The 24386-nt window shown below is 62.2% G+C and carries 23 protein-coding genes; 12 read left to right on the forward strand and 11 right to left on the reverse strand.

Annotation, left to right across the window (positions count from 1 at the left end; genetic code table 11):
- Positions 1-113: 113 nt before the first annotated feature.
- The 3 genes from V7650_RS04735 to V7650_RS04745 form a co-directional block, all read right to left on the reverse strand.
- On the reverse strand, positions 114-1268 hold the full coding sequence (locus tag V7650_RS04735; protein WP_335655094.1) for an acyl-CoA dehydrogenase family protein: 1155 nt from the start codon (positions 1266-1268) through the stop codon (positions 114-116).
- Positions 1269-1376: 108 nt separating this feature from the next.
- Positions 1377-3338 carry an alkyl/aryl-sulfatase gene (locus tag V7650_RS04740; protein WP_335655095.1) on the reverse strand — a complete coding sequence of 654 codons (1962 nt, stop codon included), beginning with the start codon at positions 3336-3338 and terminating at the stop codon, positions 1377-1379.
- A 112-nt stretch (positions 3339-3450) separates the two neighbouring features.
- Entirely contained in the window at positions 3451-4248 is a 798-nt protein-coding gene (locus tag V7650_RS04745) for an enoyl-CoA hydratase-related protein (RefSeq protein ID WP_335655096.1), read from the reverse strand.
- A 102-nt stretch (positions 4249-4350) separates the two neighbouring features.
- Between V7650_RS04745 and gspH the strand changes: the two genes are divergently transcribed.
- The 10 genes from gspH (at position 4351) to V7650_RS04795 (ending at position 14414) form a co-directional block, all read left to right on the forward strand.
- Positions 4351-4827, forward strand: coding sequence for a type II secretion system minor pseudopilin GspH (gspH, locus tag V7650_RS04750; protein WP_335655097.1), 477 nt, complete (start codon positions 4351-4353; stop codon positions 4825-4827).
- Positions 4824-5237: a type II secretion system minor pseudopilin GspI gene (gene gspI, locus V7650_RS04755; RefSeq protein WP_335655098.1), complete on the forward strand. Its 414-nt coding sequence runs from the start codon at positions 4824-4826 to the stop codon at positions 5235-5237. Before gspH ends, gspI begins: the two co-directional genes overlap by 4 nt.
- 88 nt (positions 5238-5325) lie before the next feature.
- On the forward strand, positions 5326-6075 hold the full coding sequence (locus tag V7650_RS04760; RefSeq protein WP_335655099.1) for a 6-phosphogluconolactonase: 750 nt from the start codon (positions 5326-5328) through the stop codon (positions 6073-6075).
- A gap of 127 nt (positions 6076-6202) precedes the next feature.
- Entirely contained in the window at positions 6203-7738 is a 1536-nt protein-coding gene (locus V7650_RS04765; RefSeq protein ID WP_335655100.1) for an acyl-CoA synthetase, read from the forward strand.
- Positions 7738-9036 carry a cytochrome P450 gene (locus tag V7650_RS04770; protein WP_335655101.1) on the forward strand — a complete coding sequence of 433 codons (1299 nt, stop codon included), beginning with the start codon at positions 7738-7740 and terminating at the stop codon, positions 9034-9036. The genes V7650_RS04765 and V7650_RS04770 overlap by 1 nt, the downstream gene beginning before the upstream one ends.
- Positions 9037-9110: 74 nt before the next feature.
- Positions 9111-10541: an aldehyde dehydrogenase family protein gene (locus V7650_RS04775; RefSeq protein ID WP_335655102.1), complete on the forward strand. Its 1431-nt coding sequence runs from the start codon at positions 9111-9113 to the stop codon at positions 10539-10541.
- A 134-nt stretch (positions 10542-10675) separates the two neighbouring features.
- Positions 10676-11848 (forward strand): acetyl-CoA C-acetyltransferase, encoded by a 1173-nt coding sequence (locus V7650_RS04780; RefSeq protein WP_335655103.1) that lies wholly within the window; start codon positions 10676-10678, stop codon positions 11846-11848.
- A 62-nt stretch (positions 11849-11910) separates the two neighbouring features.
- Complete coding sequence (locus V7650_RS04785; RefSeq protein ID WP_335655104.1) at positions 11911-12693, forward strand: SDR family NAD(P)-dependent oxidoreductase; 783 nt, start codon at positions 11911-11913, stop codon at positions 12691-12693.
- 185 nt (positions 12694-12878) lie between these two features.
- Positions 12879-13748: a crotonase/enoyl-CoA hydratase family protein gene (locus V7650_RS04790; protein ID WP_335655105.1), complete on the forward strand. Its 870-nt coding sequence runs from the start codon at positions 12879-12881 to the stop codon at positions 13746-13748.
- A 36-nt stretch (positions 13749-13784) separates the two neighbouring features.
- Positions 13785-14414 (forward strand): TetR family transcriptional regulator, encoded by a 630-nt coding sequence (locus tag V7650_RS04795; RefSeq protein WP_335655106.1) that lies wholly within the window; start codon positions 13785-13787, stop codon positions 14412-14414.
- Positions 14415-14420: 6 nt separating this feature from the next.
- Here V7650_RS04795 and yghU read toward each other — a convergent pair whose 3' ends face one another.
- The 5 genes from yghU to V7650_RS04820 all read right to left on the reverse strand — a co-directional run bounded on the left by yghU (position 14421) and on the right by V7650_RS04820 (position 19413).
- Positions 14421-15311 carry a glutathione-dependent disulfide-bond oxidoreductase gene (yghU, locus tag V7650_RS04800; RefSeq protein WP_335655107.1) on the reverse strand — a complete coding sequence of 297 codons (891 nt, stop codon included), beginning with the start codon at positions 15309-15311 and terminating at the stop codon, positions 14421-14423.
- 102 nt (positions 15312-15413) lie between these two features.
- The gene (locus V7650_RS04805; protein WP_335655108.1) at positions 15414-15728 is read right to left on the reverse strand and encodes a DUF1330 domain-containing protein; all 315 of its coding nucleotides are present in this window, start codon (positions 15726-15728) and stop codon (positions 15414-15416) included.
- Between the two features lie 11 nt (positions 15729-15739).
- Entirely contained in the window at positions 15740-16936 is a 1197-nt protein-coding gene (locus V7650_RS04810) for an acyl-CoA dehydrogenase family protein (RefSeq protein ID WP_335655109.1), read from the reverse strand.
- Between the two features lie 127 nt (positions 16937-17063).
- Positions 17064-18176 (reverse strand): acyl-CoA dehydrogenase family protein, encoded by a 1113-nt coding sequence (locus V7650_RS04815; RefSeq protein ID WP_335655110.1) that lies wholly within the window; start codon positions 18174-18176, stop codon positions 17064-17066.
- Positions 18177-18201: 25 nt separating this feature from the next.
- Entirely contained in the window at positions 18202-19413 is a 1212-nt protein-coding gene (locus V7650_RS04820) for a CaiB/BaiF CoA transferase family protein (protein WP_335655111.1), read from the reverse strand.
- A gap of 92 nt (positions 19414-19505) precedes the next feature.
- Here V7650_RS04820 and V7650_RS04825 point away from each other — a divergent pair, with 92 nt between their 5' ends.
- Positions 19506-21029: a hypothetical protein gene (locus tag V7650_RS04825; RefSeq protein WP_335655112.1), complete on the forward strand. Its 1524-nt coding sequence runs from the start codon at positions 19506-19508 to the stop codon at positions 21027-21029.
- Here the strand turns inward: V7650_RS04825 and V7650_RS04830 are convergent.
- On the reverse strand, positions 21019-22074 hold the full coding sequence (locus tag V7650_RS04830; protein ID WP_335655113.1) for a PLP-dependent cysteine synthase family protein: 1056 nt from the start codon (positions 22072-22074) through the stop codon (positions 21019-21021). The two genes, V7650_RS04825 and V7650_RS04830, sit on opposite strands and share 11 nt — an antisense overlap.
- An 85-nt stretch (positions 22075-22159) precedes the next feature.
- Between V7650_RS04830 and V7650_RS04835 the strand changes: the two genes are divergently transcribed.
- Positions 22160-22630: an Lrp/AsnC family transcriptional regulator gene (locus tag V7650_RS04835; RefSeq protein WP_335655114.1), complete on the forward strand. Its 471-nt coding sequence runs from the start codon at positions 22160-22162 to the stop codon at positions 22628-22630.
- A gap of 113 nt (positions 22631-22743) precedes the next feature.
- On the opposite strand, the gene V7650_RS04840 is transcribed toward V7650_RS04835, so the two are convergent.
- Both V7650_RS04840 and V7650_RS04845 read right to left on the reverse strand, forming a co-directional pair.
- Complete coding sequence (locus V7650_RS04840) at positions 22744-23163, reverse strand: hypothetical protein (protein WP_335655115.1); 420 nt, start codon at positions 23161-23163, stop codon at positions 22744-22746.
- Positions 23164-23281: 118 nt separating this feature from the next.
- Positions 23282-24292 carry a fumarylacetoacetate hydrolase family protein gene (locus V7650_RS04845; RefSeq protein WP_335655116.1) on the reverse strand — a complete coding sequence of 337 codons (1011 nt, stop codon included), beginning with the start codon at positions 24290-24292 and terminating at the stop codon, positions 23282-23284.
- Positions 24293-24386 lie beyond the last annotated feature (94 nt).

The following is a 24386-nucleotide window of genomic DNA, read 5'->3' on the forward strand; positions in this document are numbered from 1 at the left end:
AAGCATGCCTTTGCTAGGACCGTTCGCACTGAGCTTGTCGAAGTGCGGCTGTTGCCGGGAGATGTCCTTCGACAGGCTCAGGACGAACGGAGTATAATTCAGGATTTCTGTCATCAGCGCAGCCCCAGCTGGCGGGCGATGATGCCGCGCATCACCTCGGTCGTGCCACCGCGCAGCGTGTTCGGCGGGGAGCGCAGCACGCCGATATTCATGATCCGGTGCATGTCGGGGCTCCACTGGTCCGCGGGCAGGTCGTTGAGCATCGCGCGGACCTGCTGGGTGAGATCATTTTCCAGCCGGTTGCCAAGATCCTTGACCAGCGCCGCCTCGGTCTCGGGCGACACGCCCTGATCAAGCAGGTTGGCGATCGCCCAGGACATGCCGCGCAGGGTGCGCAGACTGGCGATCAGCTTGCCGAGGCGCGCCTGCGAATCCGAACCCATTTTTTCGCGCAGCAGGCCCAGCGCGGTTTCCAGCGTGATATAGCTGGACAGGAAGCGCTCCGGTCCCGAACGCTCCATCGCCAGTTCGCCGGTCACCTGCGCCCAGCCGCCGCCCTCGTCACCGAGCAGGCAGTCGTCGGGAACGATCACGTCCTCGAAATAGACTTCGTTGAAATGGGCGTCGCCTGACAGGTCGACGATCGGCTTGACGGTGACGCCGGGCAGGCTGAGATCGATCATGATCTGCGACAGGCCGACATGGCGGTTGCGGCCATCGGCCGGCGAGGTGCGCAGCAGCGCGACCATATAATGCGAGATATGGGCACCGGAGGACCAGATTTTCTGGCCGTTGATCTTCCAGCCGTCGCTGACCTTTTCGGCCGTCGTCTTGACATTGGCGAGATCGGAGCCGGCGCCGGGTTCGCTGAGGCCGATGGCGAAATAGCATTCGCCGGCGGCGATGCGGGGCAGGATATCAAGCTTCTGCTCCTCGGTGCCGTGGGCGAGCAGCATCGGGGCGTGCTGGCGGTCGGCGATCCAGTGGGCAGCGACGGGCGCGCCGGCGCGCAGGGTTTCCTCGGTGACGATATAGCGTTCCAACGCCGACTTGTCATGGCCGCCATATTGGCTCGACCAGGTCAGGCCGATCCAGCCGCGCTTGCCCATCTTGCGGGAAAATTCGGGATCGGCCGATGCCATCCAGCATTCCGGTTCGGGCTTGAAATTGCCCGCCTCGCGCTCTTCCTTGAGAAAGGCCTGCAGCTCGCCGCGCAGCTCTTCGAGCGCCGGGTCGGGCTGGATGACGGGGAAGTTAAATCTTTGCATTATTTTGGCCTTTGTTACTATCGCCGTTCGTCCTGAGCCTGTCGAAGGACGCTTGCCAGGATGCTTCGACAAGCTCAGCATGAACGGGTCTGCTCTGCCCTCTGGTCTTCATGGCGTCACGATATCGAATTGCGGATCGACCTCGTCGAGCGCCATGAACATGTGGGCCATCAGCGCGTCGTTGCCGCTGATCACCATCTGCTTGTCGCGGATCAGCTCCATCGGACTGACCTGTCGCATGAGCAGCCGGGTGAACAGCGCCCGGCTGATGGTGATCTGCACGTCCGATCCGTCACCGGTGATGGCATAATCTTCCCTGCGCGGGAACATCACGCTCTTGCCGAGATCGATGCTGACCGCTTCCTTGCGGTCCGGGAACCAGAAGCGGAGGATGCCGCCATCGCCCTGCATCTTCGCCGGATTGAAACGGGTCGCCATGGCGTCGAACAGGTCGACCGCGGGGATGCCGCTGAGCACCCGCGCGTTGGCGCTGCTGATCGAGTCCCTGTTATTATTGCCTTCGCGCAGCTCCCTCGCGCCCACCAGATAGATATTGCGCCAGGTGCCCGCTTCCGCCTGGAAGCCTAGCTGTTCATAGGTGGAGGCCAGCCATTTCCTGGCCGCTTCATTCGCCGGATCGGCGAAGACCAGATGATTGAAGACCGTCGCCGCCCAGCGGTAGTCGCCGGCGTCAAACGCCTTTTCACCCACGGTCAGCGCCTGGGCGGGGCCGCCCATCGCCTCGACATATTTTTTCGCGGCTGCAACCGGCGGCAGCTCGTGATAATGGGCGGGCACCGCGTCCCACCAGCCGAAATAGCGCTGGTAGACCGCCTTGCTGTTGTGGTTGAGCGTGCCGTAATAGTCGCGCACGCCGAAGTCGGTCTGGGCAAAATCGGGTTCGCCGATATTTTCTGCAATCTCGTCCATGGTCGCGCCCTGGTTGGCCTGGCGCATGGTCTGGTCATGGACATAGCGGTAAATGCCGCGCTGATTCTTCAGCGCGGTCTGGACATTGTCCGGTCCCCATGTCGGCCAGTGATGCGAGGCCAGCATGACGTCGGACCTGTCGCCATATTTCGCGAGCATGGTGTCGATCACCTTGCTCCATTTGAGCGTGTCGCGAACCAGCGCGCCGCGCGGCGTCAGCACATTGTGGAAGGTGCGGGTGACGACTTCGGCGGTGTGCAGCGCCTTGAACTGCGGAAGGTAGAAAACCAGCTCTGCCGGTGCTTCGGTCTCGCCGGCATCCATGAAATCGAAGCTGATGCCATCGATGGTCAGGGTCTCGCCGTCTTCGCTGATCGAGCGGGTGGGCGGCACCAGCGCGATGTCGCCGCTCGAGAGCTTCTGGCCGAGGCCGCCGCCGACATGGCCGGTGGTGCCGACCGGCAGGGCGGTGCCGAACTGAAACTGGACGCGCCGGTTCATCGCGGTTCCGGCGATGACGCTCTCGCCGACGGATTCGGCGAGAAAGCCGTGCGGTGCGATCACCTGGATCTTGCCCGACTGGATATCCCCGGGCGAGGCGACCCCGGCGATGCCGCCGAAATGATCGCCATGGCTGTGGGTGAAGATGACCGCGACGACCGGGCGGCCGCCGAGCGTCTGGTTGGCCAGCGCCAGCCCGGCCTTTGCCGGGGCGGGGGTGGTCAGCGGATCGACGATGATCCAGCCTGTCTTGCCGGCGATCAGCGTCATCTGCGCGAGGTCATAGCCGCGTAGCTGATAGATGCCGGGGACGACCTCGAACAGGCCGTGGATGCTGTTGAGCTTTGCCTGCCGCCAGAGCGAGGGGTTGACCGTGTCCGGAGCAGCGCCCTCGACAAAATCGAACTGGCGGGAATCCCAGGCCACGGAACCGTCCTCGTTGAGAATCCGGTCGCCGGGGATTTTTGCGAGAAAGCCGCGCCTGGCATTTTCGAAATCGGTCTGGTCGGCGATCGGCAGATCTGCGGCGACCTTGGCATTGGCTGCCCTGGTCGCTTCGGTGGCGATGCCTTCGCGAGGAGCGGCCTGAACAGGTGTCGCCAATAGCAGGGCCACCATTGAAAGTGCGGTCTTTGTCATGCTCTCTCTCCTTCATGTTCCCCTGCGCAGGTAGGCGTCCATCACCCGAAATTTCCTCGACGCGCCATCAGGAGATGGACTCCCGCCTTCGCGGGAGAACAGTCCCCAGCAATTAGGCTCCCTTGAACACAGGTTTGCGCTTTTCGAGGATCGCGTCAATCGCTTCCCGGTGGTCGTCGAGCTGTTGCAGGACGCCCTGGAACAAAGCTGCCTGATCGAGATTTTCCTTCAGCGTCACGCTCTGCGCCGTGCGTACCAGTTCCTTGGTCTTGCGGATCGCCAGCGGCGGCAGCGCGACGACCATTTCGGCCAGTTCATAGGCGCGCTCGAGCAGCTTGTCATTGGCAACCACTTCCGACACCAGGCCATAATCCAGCGCCTTTTGCGCGTCGATGAATTCGCCGGTGAACAGCATCTGGTTGGCCCGGGCCTGACCGATGATCCGCGGCAGCAGCCAGGCACCGCCGTCGCCGGGGATGATGCCGACGCGCAGGAAGCTTTCGGCGAAGATCGCGTCCTCGCCGGCGATGCGGATATCGCACATCGTGGTCAGGTCATTGCCGGCGCCGATCGCATGGCCGTTGACCGCAGCGATCACCGGCACCGAGATCTGCGAAAAGGCCAGCGGAATCCGCTGGATGCCGGTCTTGTACCAGTTCTCGATGTCCAGCGGCGACATGTTCTGCTCGGCGGTCATCGCCTTGATCTCGTGCAGGTTGCCGCCGGAGGAGAAGCTCTTGCCACTGGCGGCGAGCACGACGCAGCTGACGCCGGCATCGGCATCGGCCCTGTTGATCGCGTTGACCAGCGCCTCGCACAGGTCCTTGGACAGCGCGTTGCGGGTTTCCGGCTTGTTCAGCGTGAGTGTCACGATGCGGTCATTTTTTTCGTAGAGGACGACGTCTGCCATTGAATCTTTCCTTGCCCTGCGTGTTTTGCTTATGCTCCTGTCATTGCAGGGGCCAATGGATTCTGCAAGACTCGCTTGGCTCAACTCGCTAAATGAACGGTGATGATCCGACAGAAAACCCAGACGGCAAGCGCGGCAACCGCAGGCTTCACGCTGGTCGAGCTGATGGTCGTGCTGCTGATCATCGGGCTGATGGCGTCGGTCGTGGTTTTTTCCATGCCGAGCGGCAGCAGCTTGCTGGAGGAAGATGCGCAGCGCTTTGCCGCGCGCACCGCGGCGCTGCGCGACAATGCAATCCTGCAGTCGCGGCCGATGGCGGTGCAGGTCACGCCCTCGGGCTACAGTTTTCTGGAACGGCGCAAGGGCAGCTGGTCGGTGATCGAGGACAAGCCGTTCGTGTCGACCGACTGGTCGAACGGCGTGACCGCGAAGACCGGTGAAAAGCCGATGATGATCAGCTTCGAAAGCACCGGCCTGCCCAGCGACCAGGCCGAGCTGGTGCTGCAGGGTGAGGCGCAAAGCCGCCGCGTGCTGATCGCGCCGATGGGCGACGTGACGCTGGCCGGGGCCGCGCCATGAGGAGACCGGGCCGAGACGGCGAACGCGGGTTTACCCTGATCGAGATGCTGGTCGCCCTGTCGGTGTTCAGCCTCGCCGCGCTGTCGCTGATCCGGCTGCAAGCCTATACCACCCACAATGCCGCCGAGCTGGAACTGCGGGTCGTCGCCCAGTCGGTGGTCCGCAACCGGGCGGTAGAAATATTGACCGATCCGCGCCCGCCGGCGCTTGGGGCGCAGGGCGGCACGGTCGAGAATGGCGGCTGGCAATGGCAGTGGGCACAGGAGGCCAAGCTGACCGAGGACCAGCGTTTCATCCAGGTGGACATCAGCGCGCGGGAGAAGGGCAGCGGCGCGCCGGCGGCGCTGACGATCCTGCGGCCGTCGCAGCTGCTGCTCGACGAGCCGCCGGTCGCGCAGCCCCAAAACTAGCGGGGCGTCAGGAAAAATCTCATGTTTGACCTTTGTTTCGACCGGAACAGGGGCTAGAAGCGCGGGAAACGGACCGACGGAAAGAAACATGAGCAAATTAGAAGACGCCCTCGAAAATCTTGATCTGGACGACCTGCCCGAGGGCGAGGAGTCGATGCTCGAATGGTGGGATTTTGACGATCCGGCCGAGATGGTGGCGGCGGTTGCCGGCGATATCCAGTTCATCATCGAGAGCGCGCTGGACGCCCGCGGTGATGCCCTGTTGGCGCTGCCGGCCGGGGACGACGCAATGCCGGTGCTGGAGGCGCTCGCCGAAAAGCCGATCAAGTGGAAATATGTCACGATCATCCCGACCCACGACCTGCTGGTGCCGCTCGACGATCCGCGCAGCCAGGTCAAGAAGCTGGCCGGCCTGTTCCTGACACGCGGCGCGCGGGTGCTGCCGCTGGCACCGGAGCACGAGGATTATCACATGGCCGGTGCTGCTGCCGATGCCCGGCTGCGCGACACCAAATGGCCGCCCGACCTGGTGCTGCTCGGCATGGGTGCCGACGGCAGCACCGCCGGCATCGTCGAAAGCGCCGACATGGAAGAGGCGCTCGACGGGCCGCCGGAAAAAATCGCGGCCGGCCTGCTGCCGGACGATGGCGACACGCCGCTGGTGACGATCACCAAGGCGGCGATCTGCGAAGCGCGCACCGTGGTGGTGCTGCTGAAGGGCGCAGACAGCCAGACGATGCTGGAAAGCGAGATCGAGCAGGGGGCGACCAGCATGGCGCCGATCGGCCGGATATTTGCCGATCTGGCCGTGCCTGTGGACATCTATGTGGAAAATTGAGGGAGTATAGCAGGCCTCTATCATCGACCGGTGCGACTATCGATTGATTTAACTGTACGATTAAACCATGATTGCGGGAAAGCGAATCGCCACGACAGGCGATCGGTTATCTGGAGAACGCCTGACCATGCATCCGTCCGTCCACGCCAAGGAAAATCCTGACAAGCCAGCCGTGATCATGGCGAGTTCGGGGGATATCATCACCTATGGCGAGCTCGACAGGCGGTCCAACCGGGTCGCCCAACTCTATCGCAGCCGCGGCCTGAAGATCGGCGACACGGTCGCCATCTGCATGGAGAATCACCGGGAATTTTTCCCGGTCATATGGGGATCGCAGCGCTCCGGCCTGTTCCAGGTCGCCATCTCCAACCGCCTGACCGCGGACGAGATGAGCTATATCCTGAAGGATTCCGGTGCGAAGCTGCTGATCAGTTCCGAGAAGATGCTGCCGGTGATCGATCGGTTGCGGACGCTCAACCCCGAGGTCGAGCAGCTGGTGTTTGGCGCCAGTGACGAGCGCGCGATCGAGGCGGTGCTCGAATCGATGCCGGACACGCCGATCGCCGACGAGCGCGCCGGGATCGACATGCTCTATTCCTCGGGCACCACCGGCCAGCCGAAAGGCGTGAAGCTGCCGTTGCCGCTGGAGGATGACATTGCCGCGCCGAACAAGATTGCCGTGCTGGCGCAGGCGATTTTCGGCTTCCACAAGGACTGCGTCTATCTGTCGCCCGCGCCCCTGTATCATGCCGCGCCGCTGCGCTGGAACATGTCGGTGCACGCGCTCGGCGGCACCAGCATCGTCATGGAGAAGTTCGATCCCGAACATGCGCTGCAGCTGATCGAAAAGTATAAATGCGATGTCGGCCAGTGGGTGCCGACGCATTTCGTCCGGATGCTGAAGCTGCCGGAGGAGATCCGCACCAAATATGACGTGTCCTCGATTCGAAGCGCGGTCCACGCCGCGGCGCCGGTGCCGGTGCCGATCAAGGAAGCGATGATCGACTGGTGGGGGCCGGTGCTCAACGAATATTATGCCGGGACCGAGGGCAATGGCTTTGTCTTCTGCAACAGCGAGGGCTGGCTGGCGCACAAGGGCACGGTCGGGCAGCCGATCAATTGCGTCGTCCATATCTGCGACGAGAATGGCGACGAGGTGCCGGTCGGCGAAGAGGGCCAGATCTATTTCGAGAGCGGCTCGATGTTCGAATATCACAATGATCCGGAGAAGACCAAGGCGGCAACCCACGAAAAGGGCTGGACGTCGCTGGGCGATGTCGGGAAGCTGGACGAGGACGGCTTTCTCTATCTGACCGACCGCAAGAGCTTCATGATCATCTCCGGCGGCGTGAACATCTATCCGCAGGAAATCGAGAATCTGCTGGTCACCCATCCCAAGGTCGCGGATGCCGCCGTCATCGGCGCGCCCGACGAGGACATGGGCGAGAAGGTGGTCGCGGTGGTGCAGCCGATGGACATGGCCGAGGCGGGCGAGCCGCTGGCCGGGGAGCTCGAAGCCTATCTGCGCCAGTCGCTGTCCGGCATCAAGGTGCCGCGGCGAATCGATTTTCGCGCCGAACTGCCGCGCCACGCCACCGGCAAGCTCTACAAGCGGCTGCTGCGCGACGAATATTGGCAGAAACAGGAAAGCGAGGCGGTCTGATGGCAACGCAGGCGGAACCCGTATTGACCGGCGCGGACGCGCAGGCGATCATCGATCCGGCCAATTATGTCGACTGGGATGGCTTGCTCGACCGGTTCGACCGGCTGCGCAGCGAGACGCCGGTGGTGCGGGTGGTTAACGACGACATCCATGATCCCTTCTGGCTGGTGACCAGCTACGACGACGTGATGCGGATCAGCAAGGACAACAAGCTGTTTCTCAACAGCCCGCGCAGCGTCACCTTCAGCGACAAGAACAGCGGGGCATTCGTCAAGTCGATCACCGGCGGCGATCCCAATCTGGTGCGGTCGCTGGTCGCGCTCGATGCGCCGACCCATCCGCAATATCGGCGGCTGACGCAGGACTGGTTCATGCCGAAGAATATCCGCCAGATGGAGGAGGAGATCAGCGCGCTGGCCAAGGTCACGGTCGACCGGCTGGTCGATGCCGGCGGCGAGGCGGATTTCGTGCCGCTGGTGTCCGCGCCCTATCCGCTGCACGTGGTGATGCAGATCCTGGGCGTGCCGGAAGCGGACGAGCAGCGCATGCTGTTCCTGACCCAGCAGATGTTCGGCGGCCAGGACGAGGATCTCAACAAGTCCGGCATGGCCAACATGACGCCCGAGCAGATCATGCAGCTGGTGGTCGGCGCGGTCGCCGATTTCGAAGCCTATTTTGCCAAGCTCACCGAGGAAAAACGCGCCAATCCGACCGACGACGTGGCGAGCGTGATCGCCAATGCGAAGGTCGACGGCGCGCATCTCAGCGACCGCGACATGGCGGGCTATTATATCATCCTGGCGGCGGCGGGGCATGACACGACCTCGGCCTCGACCGCCGGGGCGATGATGGCGCTGGCGCGCGACCCCGAGCAGTTCGCCCGGCTGAAGGCCGACCGCGACCTGCTGCCCGGCATTGTCGAGGAGGCAATCCGCTGGACGACGCCGGTGCAGCATTTCATGCGCACGGCGGCCGAGGATACCGAGCTGGGCGGTCAGAGGATCGCCAAGGATGACTGGCTGATGATCAGCTATATCGCTGCCAATCATGATCCGGCGGTCTTTGCCGACCCGCGCAAGTTTGACGCCAGCCGCTCGCCCAACCGGCATATCGCCTTTGGCGCCGGCGCACACCAGTGCCTGGGCCTGCACATGGCGCGGATGGAAATGAAAATCCTGTTCAACGAACTGCTGGACCGGATCGAGACGCTGGAGCTGGCGGGCGCGCCGGTTCGCGCCAAGTCGACCTTTGTCGGCGGGTTGAAGACCCTGCCGATCCGATACACTCTATCAAAATGACTGGCGCCGGCAGTCTTGCAATAAGGTATATGAGAATCAAATAGAATGAACGGCAGATCCCAAAGGAGAGCAATATGGTTACCCAGTACAAGAATCTGATCAATGGCGAGATGGTGGGCACGGCAAAGACGCTGGATGTCGTGAATCCTGCAAATGAAGAAGTGATCGGACAGGTTCCGGCCTGCGGCGAGGAGGAACTGAACCAGGCCGTTGCCGCTGCCCGCGCCGCGTTCAAGAGCTGGTCGAAGACACCGATCGACGAACGGCGCAAGGTGGTCCAGGCGATCGCCGGCGTGATCAACGAGAATAACGACGAGCTGTTCCGCCTGCTGACCGCCGAACAGGGCAAGCCGCATGCGCAGGCGCAGGGCGAAATCGCCGGCGCCGCCTATATGGCGGGATCGCAGGCGACGCTCGAATTGGAAGACGAAATCAACGAGGACACCGAGCAGCGCCTCAGCCGCACCCGCCGCGTTCCGGTCGGTGTTGTCGGCGGTATCGTGCCATGGAATTTCCCGGTGATGATGGCGGTGCAGAAAATCGCTCCCGCGCTGCTGTCGGGCTGCACGATCGTGCTCAAGCCGTCGCCGTTCACGCCGCTGACCACCTTGCGTCTGGCCGAGCTGATCAAGGATGTCGCCCCTCCCGGCGTCGTCAACATCATCACCGGCGAGGACAGCCTGGGTCCGCTGATTACCGCCCATCCCGATATCGACAAGATCACCTTCACCGGCTCGACCGCGACCGGCAAGAAGATCATGGAAGGCGCGTCCAAGGATCTCAAGCGGATCACGCTGGAACTGGGCGGCAACGACGCCTCGATCGTGCTGCCCGACGCCAATGTCGAGAAGGTCGCCGAGCAATTGTTCTGGTCGAGCTTCACCAATGCCGGGCAGATCTGCGTTGCCGCAAAGCGCATCTATATCCACGAGGATATCTATGACGAGCTCAGCGCCGCGATTGCCGCCTATGCGAAGAATGTGAAGGTCGGCGACGGCTCGCAACAGGGCACGGCGGTCGGACCGATCCAGAACAAGAAGCAATATGAGCGGGTGCTGGAGCTGATCAAGGATGCCAAGGACAATGGCTACAAGTTCCTGGTCGGCGGCGACGCGCAGGACGAGAGCATCCCGGGCTATTACGTGCCGATCACGATCCTCGACAATCCGCCGGAAGATGCGCGGATCGTCGCCGAGGAGCAATTCGGCCCGGTCATGCCGCTGATGAAATTTGCCACCACCGACGAAGCGATCAGCCGCGCCAACGCCAGCGAATATGGCCTGGCCGGTGCGGTCTGGACTGCGGATGCCGACGAAGGCGTCCGGGTGGCCGAGCAGCTCGAAACCGGGACCGTCTGGGTCAACGAATTCCTCCACCTGTCGCCTTTCGCACCCTTTGGCGGACACAAGCAGTCCGGCTTTGGCGCCGAATATGGCAAGGAAGGCCTGCTCGAATTCACCTATCCGCAGGTGATCACTGTCAAGAAAGACAATGTGCCTGCCTGATGCCGGCATGCCATGACGCGAATGGGCCGGTTATCACTATTGTGATGGCCGGCTTTTTCGTTTGACGCTCGCGCCGGTGCAGTTTAACCGGTCAGTTAAATTTTCGACTCTCAACCAATCAAAGGAATATCATTATGGCAGAAGCCTATATTGTTGATGCGGTCCGTACCGCCGGTGGCCGTCGCGGCGGGCGCTTGGCCGGCATCCATCCGGTGGATCTCGGAGCGGCGACGCTCGACGCCATCGCCGATCGCAACGACTTCGACGCCAGCGCGATCGAAGACGTGATCACCGGCTGCGTCATGCAGGGCGGCGAACAGAGCGGCGATGTCGGCCGCAATGCGGTTCTGGCTTCGAAACTGCCCGACAGCATCCCGTCGGTGTCGATCGACCGGCAGTGCGGTTCGTCGCAGCAGGCGATCCAGTTTGCGGCGCAGGGCGTGATGTCCGGCACCCAGGACATGGTGCTGGCGCACGGTATCGAGAGCATGACCCGCGTGCCCATGGGTTCGACCTTCAAATTGTTCAAGGACGCCGGTCTCGGCACCAACATGTCGGAACGGCTACAGGCCGCCTATCCCGGCATCCAGTTCAGCCAGTTCATGGGCGCCGAGATGCTGGTCAAGAAGCACGGCTTCACCCGTCAGGATCTGGACGAATTTGCGCTGGAAAGCCACCAGAAGGCGATTCGCGCCGTCGAATCGGGCGCCTTTGACAATGAAATCGTTCCGGTGGAAATCGAGACGGCCGAAGGCAAGGAACAGCACAAGGTCGACGAAGGCATCCGCTTTGACGCAACGATGGAAAGCATCGGCGCGGTCAAGCTGCTGCAGGAAGGCGGCGCGATTACCGCTGCCAACGCCAGCCAGATCTGCGACGGCTCCAGTGCGGTGCTGATCTGCTCCGAACAGGCGCTGAAAGATCATGGCCTGACCCCGCGCGCACGGATCGTCAACCTGACGGTTACCGCAGGCGATCCGGTGATCATGCTGGAAGAACCCCTGTTCGCGACAGACCGCGCGCTGCAGCGTGCCGGCATGAAAATCGGTGATATCGATCTCTATGAAGTGAACGAGGCCTTTGCCCCGGTTCCGCTTGCCTGGCTGAAGCATGTCGGTGCGGACCGCGACAAGATCAACGTCAACGGCGGCGCCATTGCTCTGGGTCACCCGCTCGGTGCTTCGGGTACCAAGCTGATGGCAACCCTGCTCAACGCCATGGAAGCGCGCGGCTCGAAATATGGCCTGCAGACGATGTGCGAAGGCGGCGGCCAGGCCAATGTCACGATCATCGAGCGGCTGGGCTAATGTAAATAACCGTCATCCTGAACTTGTTTCAGGATGACGAATGACAGAAGAAAGAGAAAATCATGGAACTCAACAGCAATATCTCGGCCGTGATCACCGGCGGTGCCTCCGGTCTCGGCGCGGCAACCGCCCGCCGGCTGGCCGCCAAGGGCGTGAAGGTCGCCCTGTTCGACCTCAACGAGGAAAAGGGCGAAGCGCTCGCGGCCGAACTGGGCGGCGTGTTTTGCAACGTCAACGTGACCAGCGACGAAAGCGTCGATGCAGGCTTTGAAAAGGCTCGCGCAGCCAATGGCCAGGAGCGTATCCTGGTCAACTGTGCCGGCATCGGCAACGCCATGAAAACCGCTAGCCGCGCCAAGGAAGACGGTTCGATCCGCCATTTCCCGCTCGACAAGTTCGACTTCGTGATTCAGGTCAACCTGGTTGGCACGTTCCGCTGCATCGCCAAATCGGCGGCCGGCATGCTGACGCTTGATCCGCTTGAGGACGGCGATCGCGGCGCGATGGTCAACACCGCATCGGTTGCTGCCGAAGACGGGCAGATCGGCCAGGCGGCCTATTCGGCGTCCAAGGGCGGCGTCGTCGGCATGACCCTGCCGATCGCGCGCGACCTGTCCCGCGAGGGCATTCGCGTCAACACCATCCTGCCCGGCATTTTCGACACGCCGCTGCTCGCCGGTGCGCCGCAGAATGTGCGCGACGCGCTCGGCGCGATGGTGCCGCATCCGCCTCGCCTCGGCCAGCCGGACGAATATGCGGCGCTCGCCCTGTGCATGATCGAAACGCAATATTTCAACGGCGAGGATGTCCGGCTCGACGGCGGCATCAGGATGGCCCCGCGCTAAAAACTACCCTCTCCCATAGGGAGAGGCAACAAGACTTCCCCGGATGCAATCCGGGGTTAGTCGCAGTCGGTGAGGGGTTTTGGTCTTTCGTAGTTCACTACCCCTCACCGAGTTCCACTAGCCAGCAAGCTGGCAAGTTTCACTTGCCTCTCCCTTTGGGAGAGGATGGCAAAAAGGAACTCCCCGTGAATTATACCCAGATCCTTTATGACGTCGCCGACCAGATCGCGACGATCACGATCAACCGCCCGGAAAAGATGAACGCCTTTACCGGGACGATGATCAAGGAGATGACCGACGCCTTTGACCGCATCGATGCCGATGACGATGTTCGGGCCGTGGTCGTGACCGGAGCGGGCGACCGCGCCTTTTGTGCGGGTGCGGACCTGACCCCGGACGACGGCAGGAAGCCGTTTGCCAGCGAAGACCCGGTCGAGGATTATTCCGATCCCCGGGTCCGCGACGGTGGCGGGCTGCTGATTCTGCGCATCTACCAGTGCCTGAAGCCGGTGATCGGCGCGGTCAACGGCGTCGCCGTCGGTGTCGGCGCGACGATGCTGCTGCCGATGGACATGCGGCTGGCCAGCGAGACCGCACGCTTCGGTTTCGTCTTTGCCCGGCGCGGCATCGCACCGGACGGCGCGGCCAGCTGGTTCCTGCCCAATCTGGTCGGCCGGGCGCAGGCACTCGAATGGTGCCTGACCGGACGCGTGTTCGATGCCGAAGAAGCGCTGAAGGGCGGGCTGGTCCGCTCGCTGCACAAGCCGGAAGAGCTGCTGCCCGCCGCCTATGCGCTGGCGCGCGAGATTGCCGACAACACCGCGCCGGTATCGGTCGCGGTCACCCGGCAGATGCTGTGGCAATTGCCTGCTGCCGATCACCCGATGGAAGCGCACAAGGTCGACAGCCGGATCATCTACAATCGCGCGAAATCCGCGGATGCCAAGGAAGGCATTGCGAGCTTCCTGGAGAAGCGCCCGCCCAACTATCCGGACAAAGTATCCAGCGACTTGCCAGACAGCTTCCCATGGTGGAAAGAACCTGTCTATAAGTGACAAAATTGTGACGCGGTTCACATTGGGGGAAGACAAATGGGCGTCGACAAACTGGTGACTAAAGAGACGGAAGCGGGCGCGCGGGACAAGCTGATCGAAACCGCCAGCCAGATCATGCGCGAGGGTGATACGATCGATATTTCGTTCAGCGAACTGTCAGTCCGTTCCGGTCTGAACAGCGCGCTGGTGAAATATTATTTTGGCAACAAGGACGGGCTGCTCGAGGCGATCCTGGAGCGGGACATGGACAATATCCTGGTCCAGGTCGGCCTGCTGATCAAGAAGGACTGGCCGCCGGAGGACAAGCTGCGCCATCATATCGGCGCGGTGATCGATATCTATTACGAATTTCCCTATCTCAACCGGCTGACGATGCGGCTGATCCGCGACCTGCCGCCGGAAGGCGCGCGCAAGATTGCCGACAAATATCTCAAGCCGCTGTCCGGCGCGTACAAGATATTCGTCGGCGAAGGGATCAAGTCCGGGGTGTTCAGAGAAGTCGATCCCGACCTGTTCTATTCCGCCGTCACCGGCGCGGCCGACCGTTTCTTCACCGGCAAGCTGGTCTGGAAATATTGCTATGGCCGCGACGATTTCGACGAGCGGATGCGCGACGCCTATCGCGAGCAGACGGTCGACCTGATCATGGCCGGGATATTGAAGTAGCGGTCGCTACTCCGACGCTTCGCCTTCCGGTTCCAGCTTGTCCTGCGTGCGCAGCTCGAAATCGCTGGCGTCGTGGCGTTCGCGCAGCTGGCCTTCGAGGTCGCCCCAGGCGCGATTGACCATCTTGCCACGCTGCACCGCCGGGCGCTCGCCGATCATGTCGGTCCAGCGGTTCATATGCTTGTAGGACGCGCCGTCTAGAAATTCGGCGGCCTCATAGACGAGATTCTGGACCAGCGCGCCATACCAGGGCCAGATCGCGATGTCGGCGATGCTATATTCGTCGCCGGCCATATATTCATTGTCGGCAAGATGGCGGTCGAGCACGTCGAGCTGGCGCTTGACCTCCATGGCGAAGCGGTCGATGCAATATTCGATCTTGACCGGCGCATAGGCGTAGAAATGGCCGAAACCGCCGCCGAGATAGGGGGCGCTGCCCATCTGCCAGAACAGCCAGTTCAGCGCCTCGGTGCGCTTGTTGTGGTCGGCCGGCAGGAATTCGCCGAATTTCTCGGCAAGATAGAGCAGGATCGAGCCGGATTCGAACAATCGGGTTGGCGTGTCGGTGCTGTGGTCCATCAGCGCCGGGATCTTGCTGTTCGGGTTGATGTCGACAAAGCCGCTGCCGAACTGGTCGCCGTCGCTGATCTTGATCAGATAGGCGTCATATTCCGCGCCCTTGTGACCGAGTGCGAGCAGCTCCTCGAGCATCACCGTGACCTTGACGCCATTGGGCGTTGCCATCGAATAGAGCTGCAGCGGATGCTTGCCGACCGGCAGTTCGACATCCTTGGTCGGGCCGGCAATCGGGCGGTTGATATTGGCAAAGCGGCCGCCGTTTTCCTTGTCCCATTTCCAGACTTTTGGCGGGGTGTAGTCGGGCAGATCGGTGGTCATGGGAGGGTTCCTTCATTCGGTTCGGACATCTGGTAACATTTGCAATCCAAACGATCACGCAAGTTTTTCTGCGTCCGCTGCAAGCGGATTTATGAGTCCGGCCTAGGTTCGGGGCGGCAGGCCGTGGACCATGGTCAGGAAGTTCAGCGTCGTCCCGGCGCGGCGGTGTTCGGACAGCGCCTGATAGTCGGGATCATGATACCATGCGGTGGCGGCGGCCTCGCTCGGAAATTTGAACAGGACCACGCGGCCTTCGGGCGGCGTCCCGCCCTCGAAGGTCACGCTGTTGTCGTCAAAGGTGATGAACTCCCCGCCATGCTTTTTCAGGATCGGGAAGAAGCCCTTTTCATATTCGCGATATTTCGCCGCGTCCTGCACGGTGAAATTGGCGACGACATGGACGGGAAGAATGGACATCGGTCTGGCTCCTAGTTCATTTCCGCGAAGGTCTTGTCCTTGTCGACGCGGACATCCTGCGGCAGGCCGAGGACGCGCTCGGCGATGATATTCTTGAGGATTTCATCGGTGCCGCCGGCGATCCGCAATCCCGGGGCCCACAGGAAGCTTTCCTGGAAGATCGCATCGGAGGGCACCTCGTCCTTGTCGACGATCAGGCCGAAATGGTCCTGCATCTCGATCGCGCTGTTGCAGATGTCCTGCAGATGGTTGGCGTTGATGATCTTGCCGATCGAATTTTCCGGTCCCGGGGTCTCGCCGCGGGACAGGGCGGTCTGGGTGCGGAACTTGGTCAGCTTGTAGCCCTGTGCGGCGACATACCAGTCGGCGAGCTTGTCGCGGAACGCCTGGTTGGACAGGGTGCCGGCGGAGCGGGCATAGTCCATGATTTCCTTCCAGTCGGGGCCTGGCGATCCGCCGACGGCCAGCCGCTCGTTCATCAGCGTGACCAGCGCCACCTTCCAGCCCATGCCGGGCTCGCCCAGCCGGTCGGCATCCGGGATGCGGACATCGGTGAAATAGACTTCGTTGAACTCGCTGCCGCCCGACGCCTGGTGGATCGGACGCACGTCGACGCCCGGCTGCTTCATGTCGACGATGAACATGGTCAGGCCCTTGTGCTTGGGCACATTGGGATCGGTGCGGACGAGCAATATGCCATAGTCGGAATAATGGGCGCCGGAGGTCCAGACCTTCTGGCCGTTGATGACCCATTCGTCGCCGTCCTTGACCGCCTTGGTCTTGAGGCCGGCGACATCGGATCCCGCTGCCGGTTCGGAGAACAGCTGGCACCAGACTTCCTCGCCCTTCAGCGCCTTCTGTACGTAACGCTGCTTGTGCGCGTCGGAACCGAAGGCGATCACGGTCGGGATGCACATGCCGAGGCCGATGGCGAAGGGGCCGGTGGGTGCGTCGAACTTGGCCTCTTCCTGGCCCCAGATGACCTGCTGCATCACCGTGCCGCCGCGGCCGCCCATTTCCTTGGGCCAGGTGATCTGGGCGAAGCTGCCTTCGGCCTTGGTTTTCTGCCAGGCCTTGGCGCGGGCGAGGAAATCCTCGCGGCCACCGGAGCGCAGCGCGCCCGGGGTCTTCGGCTTCAGATGCTGCGAGAGAAAGGCGTGCGCCTCGGCGCGGAATGCTGCTTCTTCGGGGGTGTCGTTGAAATCCATAGTCTATTCCTTCACTCTTTGGACCCATGCCCGAACTTTCGTTCGTGCTGAGCTTGTCGAAGTACGAGTGCGCGCGTTCGGCTGTCCTTCGACAGGCTCAGGACGAACGGCACCCAGGGCTCCAGATTCAATCATTTTTCGCTTCGAGCGCGCTGACCAGCTTCTCTTTCCACACCGCCGGGCTGCCGGCCTGGACGGCGAGCAGCTTGGCGCGGCGGTAGAAAAGGTGGCAGTCGACCTCCCAGGTGAAGCCCATGCCGCCATGGGTCTGGATATTCTCCTTGGAGGCGAACCAGAAGGCTTCCGAGGCGGCGACGCGCGCCGCGGCGGCCGCTTCCGGCAGTTCCGCCGCGTTGCTCGACAGCGCCCAGGCGCCATAATAGGCGTTGGAACGGGCAACCTCGTTCTTCACATACATGTCGGCGAGCTTGTGCTTGATCGCCTGATAGCCGCCAATCGCCCGGCCGAAGGCCTGGCGCTCCTTGGCATAGGCGGTCGCCATCTCGAGACAGCGCGAGGCGCCGCCCAATTGCTCGAATGCGAGCAACACCGCGGCGCGGTCGTTGATCTGGTCGAGCAGCGGCATGCCGTTGCCGGCGTCGCCGAGCAGGTCTGCCGAGGCACCGTCAAAGCTGATCGCCGCATGGCTGCGGGTCGGCTCGAGCGTCTTCACCGGCTTGCGCGATACGCCGCTCTGGTCGAGAGCGACGATGACGAGGCTGGCACCGCTGCCGTCCTTCGCCAGGACGATCGCGTGGGTCGCGATATCGCCGTCGGTCACCGGGATCTTCCTGCCGGACAGCATTCCGTCCTTCAGCCGCGTGGCGATCGTGCCGGCGCTGATTTCGCCCGGCCCTTCGCTGACCGCGATGCAGCCGATTACGCTGCCGTCGGCAATCCTTGGCAGCAGCGCCTGTTTCTGGTCCTCACTGCCCGCCAGCTTCAGCGCTTCGGCAAAGAAATAGGCGGAGGAGCCGAACGGGACCGGCGCCAGCGTCCGGCCGAGTTCCTCGGCGATCACGCACAGCTCAAGCATGCCGAGCCCCAGTCCGCCATATTCTTCCGGAATGGCGGCGCCGAGCCAGCCCATGTCGATGATCTTCTTCCAGACGCCTTCATTGTGGCTCTTGCTGTCATCGTCCAGCACTTCGCGGACATGGGCCATCGTGCATTGCGCTTCCAGAAACTTGCGCGCTTCGTCGCGGAGAAATTTCTGGTCGTCAGAGAAGTCAAAATTCATCGAGCGGCTCCTGTCCTGTTATCGTTTATGCGTCGTTGGCCGGCATGCCAATAGCGCCCCGTATCTCGTCATTGTCCGCACCCAGCGTTGGCGGATCGGCATAGATGTTCGCCGGGCTTGCGGAATAGTGGACCGGGTGCTTGATCGTGCGATATTTCCCCATCTTCTCGCCCTCGCGTTCCTGCCAGAAGCCGACCTGCTGCAAATGCGGGTCGGTCAGAACATCGGCGATCTTGTTGTAGCGCATCGCCGGGATATTGTGCTCGTCGAGCAGCGGCAGCCATTCATCGGTGGTCTTGGTCGAGGCGATTTCCTCGATCAGTGCATAGAGTTCGGTAATATTCTTGGTGCGCTCCGAATAGGTGGCGAAGCGCGGTTCCTGGAACACGCCCGGCTTGCCGCCGAGCTCGAAGAATTTCTCCCACTGCGCATCGCTGTAGGGGACCAGGCCGATATAGCCGTCCTTGGTCGGATAGGGCTTGCGGTTTTCGTTGATCGAGCGGGTGTAGGCGAGCCGCCCGTTGCCGGGGATGAAGGTTTCGCCCCAGAGATTTTCCACCATGTTGAACCAGGTGAAGGCTTCGAACATCGGCACCTGGACAAACTGCCCCTCGCCGGTCTTTTCCTTGTGGTACATCGCCGCCAGCGTCGCGTTGACCGCAAACAGCCCGATCGTCTTGTCGGCGACCAGCGAGGGCATGTAGAGCGGCCGGCCGCTGTCGCCGCGCATCTCGAACAGGGAGGCAAAGCCGGAGGCGCACTGGATCAGGTCGTCATAGGCCTGGCGCTTTTCATATTCGCCGCCCTGGCCGAAGCCGGCGCAGTGGACATAGACGATGCCGGGATTGACTGCCCTGACGCTTTCATAGTCGAGGCCGAGCCGGGCCATGCCGGCCAGCCGGACATTGTGGAAGAACACGTCGGCATGTTTGAGCAATTCCAGGATGACCGCCTTGTCGTCCTCGTCCTTGCCGTTCAGCGTGATCGATTTCTTGTTGCGGTTGAGCGAGGCGAAGATCGGGCCGAGGTCGCCGGTCGGGCTGTCGCCGGCGTGGCGCATCATGTCGCCGGCAAACTTGCCCTCGCCATTTTCGATCTTGATCACGTCGGCGCCCATGTCGGCGAAATTGAGGGTGGCAAAGGGTCCCAGCACCACGGTCGACATATCGACGATCTTCAATCCCTTCAGTGGACCCGTCGGTTCCGTTTCCCAGTTCAGCTTTGGCCATCCGCTCATTCAAAAGTCCTCAAATTATTAGGTGCATAGATCTAGCCGTCTGTTATCAGTTTTAATCGATTGATGAACTGTTTATTTTGAGGGAATTAACAATGGCTTTGGCAGATCCCATGGCGCCGGTGCTGGTCGGTGTCGGCGAAGCGAGCGGGCAAAAACTGAAAGAATCGCAGGGACTTGAATGGCCTTCGACGGTGGATCTGGCATCGGCTGCGATTCGCCAGGCGCTGGCGGACAGCGGTGCGGCGGACAAGCTCGCGGCGTCGATCGACTGCCTGCTGTCGATCCGGCTGTTCCACGACAGCGGCCTGCCGCACGATTTCGGATCGCCGGAAAATCATCCCGAAGCGGTGGCAACGGCGGCGGGTCTCGAACCCGCGACCCTGCTCTATGGCGATGTCGGTGGCCAGAGCCCGCAGAAGCATCTCAACAAGCTCGCCTGCCAGGTCCATGCCGGCGAGTACAAGGCAGTGATCCTGTCCAGCGCGGAAAATGTCGGGACCGTCAAGCGCGCCCGCCGCAGCGGCCACGAGCTGGACTGGAACCAGCCGGCGACCCGCGCAATGACCGACCTCAGGACCGACGGCGACAAGATGCTGACCGCCTATGAATGGCGGCAGGGGATCATCAATATGCCGATTGCCTATGGCATCGTGGAGAACGCCCGGCGGGCGCGGCTGGGGATGAACCGGGTCAGCTATGCCAAGGATATGGCGGAGCTATGGGAAGCCTTTGCCGGCGTGTCGCTGACCCGCGAGCATGCGCAATTTGCGCGGCAATGGACGGCGGAGGAACTGCTGTCGGACGATCATGGCAATTACCGGCTCAACGATCCCTATCGCCGCTGGATGGTGGCGCAGGATGCGGTCGAACTGGGCGCGGCGGTGATCCTGACAACGGCTGGCCATGCTGCCGAACTGGGTGTCTCCCCGGACAAGATGATCTATCTGCACAGCGGTGCCGACGCCAGCGTGCCGCTGATGAGCCAGCAGGACGATCTGTCGATCTCGCCGGCGATGCAGGTGGCCTTTCCCAAGGCGCTGGAGCTGGCGGAACTGGAGGCGGCGGATCTCGGGCCGATCGATATCTACAGCTGTTTCCCGGTCGCGGTATCGCTGGCGATGGACGCGCTGGGGTCGCCCGACCGGCCGCTGTCCTCCTACACGCTGACCGGCGGGCTGAGTTTCTTCGGCGGGCCGGGCAACAGCTACAGCGCGCACGGCATTGCTGCGCTGGTCCAGGCGCTGCGCAAGGATGGCAGCAAGCCGGGGATGATCTCGGCCAATGGCGGGGTGATCAACAAGGAATCGGTGGGCATCTATGCCGCGCAGCCGGTTGCCGGTGGCTGGTCGCCCGACCGGATTGCCGAACCGGTCCGCATCGGCAAGCCGGATCATGTGAAGGAAGAGCATTATTTCAACGGCAAGGCGGTGATCAAAAGCTATGCGATGCCTTATGGCAAGGCCAGCCGCGGCGCGGCGTCCCTGTGGCTGGAGGACGAGCAGGGCCTGCCGGCGATCGGCGTATTGCCCGACGCGCCGGAGGATACCGACCTGATCGGCCTTGCGGTCAACGTGACAGCGGCTGACGACCGCAATATGGCGAAGCTCAGCGGATAGTCTGCATGTCCAGCAGCTCGACGGTCGGCGTCAGATAGCCGGCGCAGCAGGGCTCTTCCCGCGCGAGATCGGTGGACAGATATTTGCTGTTGCTGTCGGCGAAGATGGTGGCGACCGCCTTGCGGGTGCCGTCCGCTGCCATCGGCTGGCGCAGGGCGAGGCGGATGGCGGCGACCAGATTGATGCCGCTGGAAATGCCGACACCCATGCCGAATTCGCGGCCGAGTTTCTGCGCCATCAGGATCGCGTCGCCGTCGTGGACGCCGATCACGCCGTCCAGCTCGGACAGGTTGAGGATCGCCGGGATGAATTCGTCCGAGAGACCCTGCACCCGGTGCTGGCCGCATTTGTGGCCAACCGAAAGGGTGGGGGATTCGACCGGCTCGACCGGATGGACGGCGATGGAGGCGTCGCGGCCCTTGAGATAGCGGCCCATGCCCATCACCGTGCCGCCGGTGCCGACGCCAGCGACGAAGCCACCGAGCGTGCCGCCGTCCGACGCCACCTGTTGCCACAATTCCGGCCCGGTGCCTTCGGCATGTTCGTCGGCATTGACCGGGTTGGAGAATTGGCGGGGCAGATAGGCGCCCTGTGCGCCGAGTTCCTCGGCAGCGGCGAGGCAGCCGAGAAAGCCGCCTTCTTCTCTGGAAACCAGGCGCACGTCAGCGCCATAGATCGCCAGCATTGCGCGCCGTTCGGCGCTGACCCAGTCTGGCATGAAGATGGTGACGGGGTGGCCAAGGGCGCAGCCGATGGCGGCGAAGGATATGCCGCTGTTGCCGCTGGTGGCCTCGACAATGGTCTGGCCGGGCTGCAGATCGCCGCGCCGCATCGCGTCCTGCAGGATCGCCAGCGCCATCCGGTCCTTGATGCTGCCGGACAGGTTGAACATTTCGGCCTTGGCGTAGACGGTGAGATCCTGCCCCTCGCAGCGGGCGATGATCCGGATAAGGGGCGTGTTGCCGATCAGGGCCGACAGCGAATGCAGCTTGTCCTGGCGCGCGCGTCCGACAAAATCCAGCATGATATTTTCCCCTGTGATCATAGGCATTGCTTATGATGAAGGCGGGACGGGAAATCCTTGTCAAAATTTGGTTCTATTCCGAAAAATATATGATAATATTCTATTTATGACCCAAGATATAAAAAATATTGATGATAATGACCGGAATATCCTGAAAGCCTTGCAGCGCGATGCCAGTCTGTCGCTGGAAAATCTGGCGGCGCAGCTCAGCCTGTCGACCAATGCCTGCTGGCGGCGGATCAAGCGGATGGAGGCGGACGGGATCATCGCGCGGCGGGTGGCAATCGTCGAGCCGGAGGCGGTGGGCTTTGGCATGACCGTGTTTGTTGCGGTGCGGACCAATGATCACAGCGACAAATGGCTGGAGAAATTTGCAAAGGCCGCCTCGGCGGTCGAGGAAGTGGTCGAGCTCTACCGGATGGCGGGCGAGGTCGACTATCTGCTCAAACTGCTCGTCCGCGATGTCGCCGACTATGACCGGGTGTACAAGAAACTGATCAAGGCGGTGCCGCTGTCCGATGTGTCGGCGAGTTTTGCGATGGAGCGGATCAAATATGAGACGGCGGTGCCGGTTTGAGGGGGTGCTGGGGCATGTCCGGGGAGTGTCCGCCTTGGACGCATAGTCAAAGCGGAAACCAAGGAATCAGAAACTGTTGGTCGACTTCTGCCCCGAAGTAATCGCTCGGCGAGTCAGAATATTCGGCTGTCTTGCAACCATATTGCGTCCACGAATGCGAATAATTGTTCCGCTATTGGTGTTCCGATTATATCTTCGCGTCTCAAAGCGGATTGGAACAATTCGCTACCGGCAATCTGCCGCTCGCTTGCATCGATCACCATGAAAGCGGGTGGGCTGTCGACTGGTTCTCGATAAAGCAGTGACGCAGCGAAGCGGTCTTGAGGCCCAGTTCCATCACCCCATGAACCGACGATCAAATCAAAATTGGCTCCCTCGGTGTCGAGGTGTCCGATGGTCCAGTGCAACCAATATGCCGCCACCGTTCGTTCGCCACTATGTACGAGACCCCACACCTTACGGCTTGCGTTGCCGCAGCAATCACAAACGCCGCTGCTTTCATCTAATTGTTCAACGGTCAGTTCAGAGAGCATCGATAATGCATATCTGATGGTCGGCAGCTTTCCAAACAATTGTCACCGTTGCAAACGGCAAAGCCTGAGCTCGACTCTCGGAATGAAGCCGACACCAAATCACCTAAAACCAACCCCATCAAACCGCCACAACCTCCTGCCGGATCGCGCCAAAGATCGAATGGCCATCCGCATCCAGCATCTGGATCTTTACCGTATCGCCCGCACTCATGAAGGGCGTCTTCGCCTCGCCGTCGTTGATCGTCTCGATCATCCGGATCTCGGCGATGCAGCTATAGCCGAGGCCGCCTTCGCTGACCGGCTTGCCGGGGTCGCCATCCGGGCCCTGGTTGGAGACGGTGCCGGAGCCGATGATCGTGCCGGCGCACAAGGGGCGGGTCTTGGCGGCATGGGCGACCAGGTCGGCGAGGCTGAAGGTGGCGTCCTTGCCGGCGTTGGCGCGGCCGAACGGCTCGCGGTTATAGTCGACCTGCAGCGGCAGGTGGATGACCGAACCCTGCCAGGCGTCGCCCAGCTCGTCGGGGGTGACGCAGACCGGGGAGAAGGCGGAGGGCGGCTTGGACTGGAAGAAGCCGAAGCCCTTGGCCAGCTCGCCGGGGATCAGGCCGCGCAGGGACACGTCGTTGCACAGCATGATGAGCTTGATATGGTCGGCGGCCTCTTCGCTGCTGACGCCCGGCGGCACATCATCGGTGATCACCGCGATTTCGCCTTCCATGTCGCAGCCCCATTTGGGATCGCCGAGCGGGATATCATCGCGCGGGCCGAGAAAGGCATCGCTGCCGCCCTGGTACATCAGCGGGTCGGAATAGAAACTCTCCGGCACTTCGGCGCCGCGCGCCTTGCGGACCAGTTCGACATGATTGATATAGGCGCTGCCGTCGGCCCATTGATAGGCGCGGGGCAGGGGGGATTCGGCGAGACGCTCGTGGAAGCGTTCGCAGGGCACGGTCTCATGCTCGACATCGCGGTAGAGCGCTTCCAGCTTCGGCGCGCATTGTTCCCAGTCGTCGAGCGCTGCCTGCAGGGTCGGCGCGATATTGCTGGCTTCGCAGCAGCGGGTCAGGTCCTTCGAGACCACGACCAGGCGGCCGTCGCGGGTGTCGTTCTTCAGGGTGGCGAGTTTCATATGCGTTCCTTCATCCTGCTCCGTTCCCCCGCGAAGGCGGGGGCCCATCTCCGGCCAGTGCCTCTTGTCGAGGCTTCAGGAGATGGACTCCTGC

The sequence above is a fragment of the Parasphingorhabdus sp. genome, assembly GCF_036964565.1.
GTDB lineage: Bacteria > Pseudomonadota > Alphaproteobacteria > Sphingomonadales > Sphingomonadaceae > Parasphingorhabdus.